The 706-nt window shown below is 34.4% G+C and carries 2 protein-coding genes; both read left to right on the forward strand.

From position 1 onward, the window contains the following. Window positions 1–57: 57 nt before the first annotated feature. Window positions 58–357, forward strand: coding sequence for a transposase (locus H6W52_RS21120; RefSeq protein ID WP_185216988.1), 300 nt, complete (start codon window positions 58–60; stop codon window positions 355–357). A gap of 122 nt (window positions 358–479) precedes the next feature. Beyond that, window positions 480–706 (forward strand): IS3 family transposase (locus H6W52_RS21295; protein ID WP_228459460.1); only part of this gene is annotated, 227 nt, incomplete at its 3' end.

Here is a 706-nt window from a genome sequence, read left to right on the forward strand (position 1 = left end):
TGGATGTACTAATTTAGCGTCCAGTTAAAGTTAAGCATAAAACCTTAATTTTAACCTATGAAACGAGAGAGAAAAATCTACGACCCTGCTTTTAAAACCAAGGCCGTTCAGCTAAGCAAAGAACGAACTAATATTTCAGAACTCGCAAGAGAACTGGGAATCGCAGTCACGTTGCTTTACAAATGGCGCAAAGAGTACGAAGAGTTCGGGGAAGGCAGCTTTCCGGGGAACGGAAATTTAAAATTAACCCCTGAACAGGAAAAGATTCACGAGCTTGAAAAAAAGCTGAAAGATGCAGAGCTGGAACGAGATATATTAAAAAAAGCAATCGGCATCTTCTCCAAGAGCGGTCGATGAAATATAAATTCATAAAAAATAATGAATCTATTTTCCCGATTGAAAAGATGTGCCAAGTTTTAATACTAAGTTCTAGTGGCTATTACAAATGGAAAAACAGACCCTGTAGCAAAAGATTGCTTTTGAAAGAAAAAATAAAACAGCAAATCACTTCAATTTATTTTTCATCAAAACAACGTTACGGAAGTCCAAGGATTACTTTTGAATTGAATTCTTTAGGCTATAAAATTTCCAGAGTAACCGTTGCAAAATATATGAAAGAACTTGGTTTGAGAAGTAAATTAAGCAAAAAATTTAAAGTGACTACAAACTCTAAACATAATTATTTGGTGGTAGAAAATGTATTGGA

Origin of the sequence: Chryseobacterium sp. C2(2020), assembly GCF_014218915.1 — a bacterium.
GTDB classification, from domain to species: Bacteria; Bacteroidota; Bacteroidia; order Flavobacteriales; family Weeksellaceae; genus Chryseobacterium; species Chryseobacterium mucoviscidosis.

Bases quoted from the DNA above. Each gene is read 5' to 3' on its own strand.
- H6W52_RS21120 (WP_185216988.1), top strand. From the start codon at position 58: ATGAAACGAGAGAGAAAAATCTACGACCCTGCTTTTAAAACCAAGGCC.